The following is an 8049-nucleotide window of genomic DNA, read 5'->3' as shown; positions in this document are numbered from 1 at the left end:
TCCAGCGCCTGCTCGGCGGCTGCGATCTCCTCGGCCACGGTGTCGGCAAACAGCTCGCGCTGCAGCGCACTCAGCGCCTCGGTCTTCGCGCCGAACTGCAGGCGCTTCAAGCGCGCGATCTCGGCGCTGAGCTGATCGATTCGGAGGTCGCGATACTTGAGCTCGCGCTGCTGGGATTCGAGGCGCTGGTCGCGCTCGGCGAGTGCGGCGGTGCGCTCGGCAAGCGCCTGTACATGGGACTCGATAAAACGGTCGCGCTCGGCGAGCTGCCCCAGCTGCGAATCCACCATCGCGAGCGCTGCGGCGCGAAGCGCGTCGATATCGGTGATGGCGGCAAGCTGCTCAGGCGTCATGCCGCCATCGTAAGGGATCAGAACGTGTGTTCGGGCACCACACTCGTAGACAATCGCATCCAATCCACGCCTGCGCACAGCCACTCGAACTGCTCGCGCGACAACTCGCATTTCGCGTCGCCCGAACGTGGCCAGTGGAAGCGCCCCGCGTGCAGTCGACGCACGCACAGCCACACGCCGGTGCCGTCGATCAGCAGCAGCTTGATCCGCGAGCCGCTGCGGTTGCGGAACACGTAACCCACTGAACCCGAGGCCACGCCACCGCTGCGCTGCACCCACACCAGCAGCCGATCCATGCCGCAGCGCAGATCGATCGGCTCGACCGCGAGAAACCATTGCGAAGGCAGACGCATCAGCCGTCCCCCCGCGCGATCGGCAACAGCCGCAGCGGTGCCAACTCGCGCATCCACATCCGCCGCCGCCAAGCAGCGAACTCCCGCCGACGGATGCCCCACAGCCGGCAGTACGCCGCCTGGCTCAACCCACTCCGCACCTGCGAGCGCACATGCGCCCGCCATCGCCGCACCTCCGAACACGCCATCGACCGATCCTCCGTCGGGGAAACCGGAGACGGTCGGGAGAATCAGGTCAGGAAGGTAGGTGAGGTGGGCGGACGCTTACGAGGCGGCGTGATCGCGGGCCGCCCCAGCGCCACCGCCCTGCTGGTCGCGCTGTCGGTGTGGCGGCACGGCGCCGCGCACGGCCTGCCGGATGCGTCCATCCGCATCGCAGGGGAAGCGCTCACGGGGGCGCGCGGGATCTGGCCGTGGCTACGCCGCTGCGCCGCGACGCGGGTCGGTGGCTGGCTGCTCGATCGGCTCGAATCGCTGCTGCTGCCCGGCCTCGGCGCGCATCACTGCCGACGCAAACAGTGGCTGTGGCAGGCGCTGTCGGCGCGCTCGGCAGCGCAGCGATCTGGCTCGGCGTCGGTTTTGATGGGCTCGGTCGCGCCCTGGGCGGTCAGCGCTGCGCCCCCGATCTGATCGAGCTCGACCACCCGGACAGCCTGGCACTGCGTGCGCGCTTGCCATTCGTCCAATTGCCACCCGGCATACAGATGCAGCCGCTGAGCCTGCCGGCGGAGACCGCCGCACTGCAGCGGCTGTGCAGCGAACGTCCCAGCGTTGTGGTTGCCGAAGGCCTGCTGATGTACCTGTCGCCGCGGCCGCTGCTGCGTCTGCTGCGCGCCCTGGCACGACAGTCGAATCCACCCGAGCTGTGGCTCAGCGCGCTGAGCCCGGAGCACCCCCAGGGCCGCGGCTTCGGTGGCGGCCGCGGGGTCACCTGCGCGTGGCTGCACGCGCAGGGCGAGCCGTTCCGCTGGCGCATTGAACCCGAACGGTTGCAGGCGCTGCTGCGTCGACATGGCTACGTGACTGAACAGCTCTGGGATGGAGCCGGCTATGGCGAGTTCGTGCTGGGCGCCCGCCCTTTGCAGCGTGTCGACGCGACAGCGCCGGAGGCCTCCCGACGCTTTGTGCAACGGCGGCGCCATGAGCGGCCGCCGCCATCACCAACACCCTGCCCAAGCATCGAAAACTCCAGTGCGAACCACTCCCCGCAGGCTATAGCCGAATGCGATGCGGCTCAAGCCGGCGATGCTGCACACCGCGCGGTCAGACTCCGCCGACGATGGACCGCCGGGAGCCGACCGAACGAGGTTCGCCTTTGGCCAGATCTCAGCATGGATGGGTTAGCTCGCAGGTGCCATTGGCCGAGCAGCGCCACCGGGTTCCGACACCCCCGCAACCAGCGCTCACAGGAACGTTGTACGCATTCGCCAACGCTTGGAGCGCAGCGAGCAAGCTGGGGCTTGGATTGAATACATCGTAGGGCCCCATCCCGGCCGCTTCCGTGGGCAACGGATTATTGCCTTGATCGAAGGCGCTGGCTGGAATTACCGAAACGCCGACTATCGTCGGAGCGCTGGTCATCGCGTCTTGTCCCATCTTAACTTCCACCTTCAGCCTACTTCCGTCCGAAAACCTAAGAACCAAAACCAAAGGTCCTCGATCAGCGCCCAACGCAGCCATCGCTTGGGCAGCAGAAACGTTTGTGACGAAACGGGCCGCATTTATCATGCCGACCAGTCCATCGGCACCCTCGTCGAGCCAACCTCGTGTTCTTCCGCTGTAGTACCCATTTGTCAGATAGGCGACTGCTGATGGAGAGTTCTCAACGGGAACATCAATTTTCGCGAATGCTTCTGCCCGAACCCAGAAAGACTCGAGCGACGCCTTCACGGAATTCTCGACCGAGATCTCCTGGGCCGAACGGTTGTAGAAAAGCGGGTCAAGAATGGTGGTTACTTCGTACTTCCGTGCCGAACGATTGATGGGGTCAACAACGTACACGAAGTCTGAATGAAGCCCCCACGCGCCTGGAGGTTGGGGGGCTGCGGAAGCACTAGCACTTGCCTGCTGTGCACTGCAAGACGAACACGAGACCCAATACTGTCCAGCGAACGCTGAGGTGCTGAGCAGTGAACCAAGAAGCATGGTCCACAATGCCCTGGCAGCAGATCCCTTGCGAACAAAATTCTTTTTCCAGTTCATAACTAAATGCTCCGAAATACGAGTGATGGCACATGGCGGAGAAACCGCGAGGCACCGATTGACGGTTCAGTCTGCTCACCGAAAGGCTTGTCCGGGCCGCGCTGCACACTACCTCCTCCCCCGCACTGCAGACACCTGCTGGATCTGACAGCTTGAACGGCCGGATCCGTTCAAGCGGGTAGCAAAAGCGATTCCCGGATTTCGGGAGTCGTAGAGACCACTTGCCCCGCCAAGCGCATCGTCACAACACCGGCGACAGCAGCCGCGCCCCGGCCTCAGCCAGCCGCTGCCGCCAGCAGAGCGTGCGCGGTCGCCGCACTTCCTCGGACTGGGCGAAGTCCTGCTCCAGCACCGTCTGCAGCGCCGCTACTGGCGCCTGGCCGTACAGGTTCACGCACAGCTCGAAGTTCAGCCGGAAGCTGCGCGCATCGAAGTAGGCGCTGCCCAGGGTGCACAGGCTGGCATCGACCAGCAGGACCTTGGTGTGCAGCATGCGCGGGGTGTACTCGAACACGCGGGCGCCGGCGCGCAGCAGGTCGTCGAAGTAGCTGCGGCTGGCATAGGTCACGGTGCGGGTGTCGGCCCGGCGCGGTACCAGCAGGCGCACGTCGACACCACGCTGGGCGGCACAGGTGAGCGCGTACAGCGCCGGCTCGGTCGGCACGAAATACGGTGTGACCAGCCAGACCCGCTGTTCGGCATCACCGATCGCCTGCAGCATCGCGCGGTGGATCGGCTCCTGCGGGGTGTCGGGGCCGGAGGCCAACCACTGCAGGCAGATCTCGCCCGGCGGCAGCAGCGGAAACAGGCCATGCTGCTGCAGCGGGCGCCGGCTGGCGTACAGCCAGTCCTCGATGAACACCTGCTGCAGCTCATTGACCGCCGCGCCCTCGATGCGCAGGTGCAGATCGCGGTAGGCATCGCTGCGCACGCGCTCGTCCTGGGTGTCACTGATGTTGATGCCGCCAGTGAAGCCGATGCGGCCGTCGATCACCGCGATCTTGCGGTGGGTGCGCAGGTTCAGCAGCGGCTTCAGCGTTGCCAGCCGCAGCGGATGGAAGAACTCCACCTCGGCGCCGGCCTCTCGCAGCGGCTGCAGAAAGCGCCGCTTGAGCGCGCTGCCGCCGACCGCATCGATCAGGAACCGGACCACCACTCCGGCGCGGGCGCGCTCGATCAAGGCATCGCGCAGTGCGGTGCCGATGCGGTCGGGCTCGACGATGTAGTACTCCAGGTGGATATGCTCTCCAGCCTCGCGAACAGCGCGCAGCAGCGCCTCGAAGGTGGCCTCGCCATCGCTGAGCAGATCGATCCGGGTGGCGGTAGTGGGACCGGAGCGGGTGAGGCGCTCGACCAGGCGCGCCTGCTGCTGTTCCAGCCGGGTCTGCAGCGCGTACAGATCACTGCCAGGCGGCTGCGGTTCGCGCTCCAGCAGCATCCGGCTGCGGCGGCGCTTGAGGGTCTGGCGCTTGATCCGGACCGGCCCCAGCCAGTGGTAGATCGCGAACCCCAGCACCGGCAGCGCGGCAAGGCTGAGGATCCAGGCCAGGGTGCTGACCGGCGGCCGCTTCTGCAGCAGGATCCACACCGACAGCGCAACCAGATAAAGCGCCCACAGCAGGGTCAGCCAGTAGTTGAGCTGCAGGTCCATGGCGCAGGCGTCTGCGCCCGGGCTCAGCGCAGGCGCGGGTTGAGGCTGTAGCTGCCGTAGTGCACGGCTTCGGCCAGCACATGCCCGCGCATGGCCTGATGCAGTTCGCCCATGCTGAAGCCGGGCTGCAGTTCGAGCGTGGCGACGTCGAGTGCGAACAGGCGAAACAAGTAGCGATGCAGCAGGCCGTCATTGAACGGCGGGCAGGGGCCGTCGTAGCCCAGATAATCGCCGCCCATGTCGGCATCGCCAGCAAACCAGCCGGTGTAGTCGTTCTTGCCCTGGACACTACCGGCAGGGCCAGCCGGCGCCTGCTTGCCGCGCGCGGTGACGCCATTGCTGCAGCTGCCGGCGGCGATCTCGCCAAGCCCGCCGGGAATGTTCGCCAGCAGCCAGTGGACGAAGTCGAGCCGCGGCAGATCGGCCGGCACTTCGCGCCCGGCTTGATTCACGTCATCAGGCTTGGAGGGCACATCGGGGTCGACGCAGATCAGCGCGAAACTGCGCGTGCCTGCGGGCGCATCGGACCACGCCAGATGCGGGTTGCGATTGGCCGACAGGATGCACGGCGCATCCGGGCCGGGCTGGCCGAAGGCGAACTCGGCGGGGATGGCCTTGCCCTGTTCGAAGCTGTCGCTGCGCAGTTTCATGGTGCGATCCTCGATGACGATGCTCAGCCGGCCGGCTGCAGGTATTTGTTCTTCAGCCTCACGTAGTGCTCCGACGAGTACATCAGGCTTTCGATCTCGCGCTCGGACAGCCGGCGCACCAGGCGGCCCGGATTGCCCAGCCACAGTTCGCCTTCGCCGACGATCTTGCCGGGCGCGATCAGCGCGCCGGCACCGACGAAGCCATGGGTTCGAACCACCGCGCCGTCCATCACGCTTGCGTGCATGCCGACCAGGCAACGGTCTTCCAGCGTGCAACCGTGCAGCACCACCGAGTGGCCGACGGTGACGTCATCGCCGATCACGGTCGGATAGCCGCCCTCGCGGGTGTAGGGCCCGTCGTGGCTGACGTGGATGATGCTGCCGTCCTGGATCGAGGTGCGCGCGCCAATGCGGATCGAATTGACATCGCCGCGGATCACCACGCCGGGCCAGATCGAGCTGTCATCGCCGATTTCGACGTCGCCGATCACGGCGGAAAGAGGATCGACCCAGACGCGCTGGCCGAGCTTGGGTGCGCGACCCTGGAAGGCGCGCAGCGGGGAGTAGGGGGCATTCGACATGGCGCGGAGTGTAGCAAGCGCCTGTCGGGTGGCCGCGGAATGTTCCCGCACGGCTGTCTCACCTGCGCGCCTGCCTCGCACACCGATCCGAGCACGCCACCCGCGACCGCTGCAAAAAATCCGGGCTAGACTCCAGCGTATGGACCTGCCCAGCACTCCCCTCGACGAACTCCCGCAGCGGCTGGCCGTGCTGCGCGCCCAGGCCGAACGCGGGCCACGCAGCTACGCCGAGCGCCGCGAGGATCTCTACGACCTGCGCGCCGCGCTGAAGATCAATCTGCCCGAGCTGTGCAGGGCGATGGACGCCGATTTCGGCTGCCGCAGCCGGCACGAGTCGCTGATCTCCGACGGCATGACCGTGCTGTCGGAGATCGATCATCTGATCAGCCATCTGAAGCGCTGGATGCGCCCGCAGCGGCGCTGGATCAGCCCGCTGTTCTGGCCGGGCCGGGCCGAAGTGCGCTTCCAGGCCCTGGGCGTCGTGGGTGTGATCTCGCCCTGGAACTACCCGGTCAACCTGGCCTTGGTGCCGCTGGCCACCGCGCTCGCCGCCGGCAATGCGGTGTACCTGAAACCCAGCGAGCACACGCCACGCACCAGCCTGGCGCTGCGCGACCTGCTGCGCTCGATCTTCCCGCGCAACCGGGTCGAGACCGCGCTCGGCGGGGCCGATGTGGCCGCCGCGTTTGCCGGCCTGCCCTTCGACCATCTGTTCTTCACCGGCTCGACCGCGGTCGGCCGCAAGGTGATGGCCGCGGCGGCGCCCAACCTGACCCCGGTGACCCTGGAGCTGGGCGGCAAATCACCGGTGATCATCGCGCCGGGTTATCCACTGCAGCGCGCGGCCGAGCGCATCGCCTCCGGCAAGTTCATCAACGGCGGCCAGACCTGCATCGCGCCGGACTACCTGCTGGTGCCGGAGGCCGAGGTCGAACCGCTGGTGACCGCACTCCAGGCCCAGGCGCGTGCGCGCTATCCAGACATTGCGCTGGGCCCCGACTACACCCGCATCATCAACCGCGCCCAGTACGAGCGCCTGCGCGACTGGCGCGAGGAAGCGCGCAGCCGCGGCGCGCGAGTGCTGCCCTTGATCGAGGTCGAGGATGAACTGGCCGACACCCAGCGGCTGATCCCGCCGACCCTGGTGCTGGACGCACCGGACGACTGCCGGCTGATGCAGGAGGAAATCTTCGGCCCGCTGCTGCCGATCATTCCCTACGCCAAATTCGAAGACGCCCTGCAGTACGTGAAGCAACGCGACCGACCGCTGGCCCTGTACCTGTTCGATCACGACCGCGGCCGCGTCGAACATCTGCTGGAGCACACCATCGCAGGCTCGGTGGCGATCAATGACACCGTGCTGCAGTTCGCCCAGAACAGCCTGCCCTTCGGCGGCGTCGGCCCCAGCGGCATGGGCAGCTATCACGGCGAGGCCGGTTTCCGCACCTTCAGCAAGGAGAAACCAGTGTTCCGGCAGGCGCGCTGGTCGGGCATGAGCCTGTTCAAACCGCCCTACCGCGGCCTGGCTGATCGGCTGGTGCGGTTTCTGACCCGCTGAGCGGGGAAGACCTACGGCGCTGATGCATTGCACAGCGGGGCGTTGAACACGCCTCGCCATCGGCGTTGGGTGTCGAACCGGGGCGTGGGGATGTCGGATGCGCTGCGCGTACCCGACCTACAACCTGAAAGCGCCACTCCCATGGGAGATCTGCTGGACGTGCATGCGCGAAGGGGATGATGGAGCAAAGCGCGGACCCGGTCGCTTTCGACCTGCGATGAGCCCCTCTCCCTTGGGAGAGGGGTTGGGGAGAGGGCGGGGCGAAGCGCAGACGTGCAACCCACAGCGTCAACAGCGGTGCTCGTCGCTTTCGGGAAGTCAGGCCAACACCCGAACCCTCTCCCCCGGCCCCTCTCCCACGGGAGAGGGGGCAAGCCCGCTCACGGTCCCTTTCGACCTGCGATGAGCCCCTCTCCCGTGGGAGAGGGGTTGGGGAGAGGGCGGGCCGAAGCACGGCCGTGCAACGCGCAGCTTCAGAATCGGTTCTCGTTGCTCCGCCAGCGTCGAACCCGGGGTGCGCGTGTCGGATGCGCTGCGCTTATCCGACCTACAACCTGAAAACGCCACTCCCATGGGCGGAACGCGTCAACCCCTTTGAGACAGCCTGTTCACCAGATAGCTGTCATTCGTTCTCCTGAGTGGCGGATTCGCTCATGCTTGCGATCTCGTTGCTTCCGAGTTCACTGGGCAGGGTCACGATG

The 8049-nt window shown here is 66.6% G+C and carries 8 protein-coding genes and 1 pseudogene; 2 read left to right on the top strand and 7 right to left on the bottom strand.

Annotation, left to right across the window (positions count from 1 at the left end):
- The 3 genes and pseudogenes from ACIQ7H_RS21145 to tnpA form a co-directional block, all read right to left on the bottom strand.
- Window positions 1-353, bottom strand: a pseudogene (locus tag ACIQ7H_RS21145) (hypothetical protein); the annotation flags it as partial.
- Window positions 354-370: 17 nt separating this feature from the next.
- Window positions 371-706 (bottom strand): IS66 family insertion sequence element accessory protein TnpB, encoded by a 336-nt coding sequence (tnpB, locus tag ACIQ7H_RS21140; protein WP_395795289.1) that lies wholly within the window; start codon window positions 704-706, stop codon window positions 371-373.
- Window positions 706-894 carry an IS66 family insertion sequence element accessory protein TnpA gene (tnpA, locus tag ACIQ7H_RS21135; protein WP_395795287.1) on the bottom strand — a complete coding sequence of 63 codons (189 nt, stop codon included), beginning with the start codon at window positions 892-894 and terminating at the stop codon, window positions 706-708. The genes tnpB and tnpA overlap by 1 nt, the downstream gene beginning before the upstream one ends.
- 88 nt (window positions 895-982) lie before the next feature.
- On the opposite strand from tnpA, the gene ACIQ7H_RS21130 reads away from it, so the two are divergent.
- The gene (locus ACIQ7H_RS21130; protein ID WP_395795285.1) at window positions 983-1336 is read left to right on the top strand and encodes a hypothetical protein; all 354 of its coding nucleotides are present in this window, start codon (window positions 983-985) and stop codon (window positions 1334-1336) included.
- Window positions 1337-2032: 696 nt separating this feature from the next.
- Here ACIQ7H_RS21130 and ACIQ7H_RS21125 read toward each other — a convergent pair.
- The 4 genes from ACIQ7H_RS21125 to ACIQ7H_RS21110 all read right to left on the bottom strand — a co-directional run bounded on the left by ACIQ7H_RS21125 (window position 2033) and on the right by ACIQ7H_RS21110 (window position 5790).
- Window positions 2033-2908 (bottom strand): hypothetical protein, encoded by an 876-nt coding sequence (locus tag ACIQ7H_RS21125; protein ID WP_395795283.1) that lies wholly within the window; start codon window positions 2906-2908, stop codon window positions 2033-2035.
- Between the two features lie 241 nt (window positions 2909-3149).
- Window positions 3150-4559 carry a cardiolipin synthase gene (cls, locus tag ACIQ7H_RS21120; RefSeq protein WP_395795281.1) on the bottom strand — a complete coding sequence of 470 codons (1410 nt, stop codon included), beginning with the start codon at window positions 4557-4559 and terminating at the stop codon, window positions 3150-3152.
- Between the two features lie 23 nt (window positions 4560-4582).
- Entirely contained in the window at window positions 4583-5209 is a 627-nt protein-coding gene (locus ACIQ7H_RS21115) for a YbhB/YbcL family Raf kinase inhibitor-like protein (protein WP_395795279.1), read from the bottom strand.
- A gap of 23 nt (window positions 5210-5232) precedes the next feature.
- Window positions 5233-5790 (bottom strand): gamma carbonic anhydrase family protein, encoded by a 558-nt coding sequence (locus ACIQ7H_RS21110; RefSeq protein WP_395795277.1) that lies wholly within the window; start codon window positions 5788-5790, stop codon window positions 5233-5235.
- 139 nt (window positions 5791-5929) lie between these two features.
- Between ACIQ7H_RS21110 and ACIQ7H_RS21105 the strand changes: the two genes are divergently transcribed.
- The gene (locus ACIQ7H_RS21105; RefSeq protein WP_395795275.1) at window positions 5930-7348 is read left to right on the top strand and encodes a coniferyl aldehyde dehydrogenase; all 1419 of its coding nucleotides are present in this window, start codon (window positions 5930-5932) and stop codon (window positions 7346-7348) included.
- Window positions 7349-8049 lie beyond the last annotated feature (701 nt).

This window comes from Aquimonas sp., assembly GCF_044377145.1.
Lineage (GTDB): Bacteria > Pseudomonadota > Gammaproteobacteria > Xanthomonadales > Xanthomonadaceae > Aquimonas.
Note: the sequence above shows the minus strand (reverse complement) of the source record. Positions and strands in the feature narration are given on the sequence as shown.

Excerpts from the sequence above, each read along its gene's own strand:
- tnpB (WP_395795289.1), bottom strand. The coding sequence starts at position 706 with ATGCGTCTGCCTTCGCAATGGTTTCTCGCGGTCGAGCCGATCGATCTG.
- tnpA (WP_395795287.1), bottom strand. The coding sequence starts at position 894 with ATGGCGTGTTCGGAGGTGCGGCGATGGCGGGCGCATGTGCGCTCGCAG.
- ACIQ7H_RS21125 (WP_395795283.1), bottom strand. The coding sequence starts at position 2,908 with ATGAACTGGAAAAAGAATTTTGTTCGCAAGGGATCTGCTGCCAGGGCA.
- cls (WP_395795281.1), bottom strand. The coding sequence starts at position 4,559 with ATGGACCTGCAGCTCAACTACTGGCTGACCCTGCTGTGGGCGCTTTAT.
- ACIQ7H_RS21115 (WP_395795279.1), bottom strand. The coding sequence starts at position 5,209 with ATGAAACTGCGCAGCGACAGCTTCGAACAGGGCAAGGCCATCCCCGCC.
- ACIQ7H_RS21110 (WP_395795277.1), bottom strand. The coding sequence starts at position 5,790 with ATGTCGAATGCCCCCTACTCCCCGCTGCGCGCCTTCCAGGGTCGCGCA.
- ACIQ7H_RS21105 (WP_395795275.1), top strand. The coding sequence starts at position 5,930 with ATGGACCTGCCCAGCACTCCCCTCGACGAACTCCCGCAGCGGCTGGCC.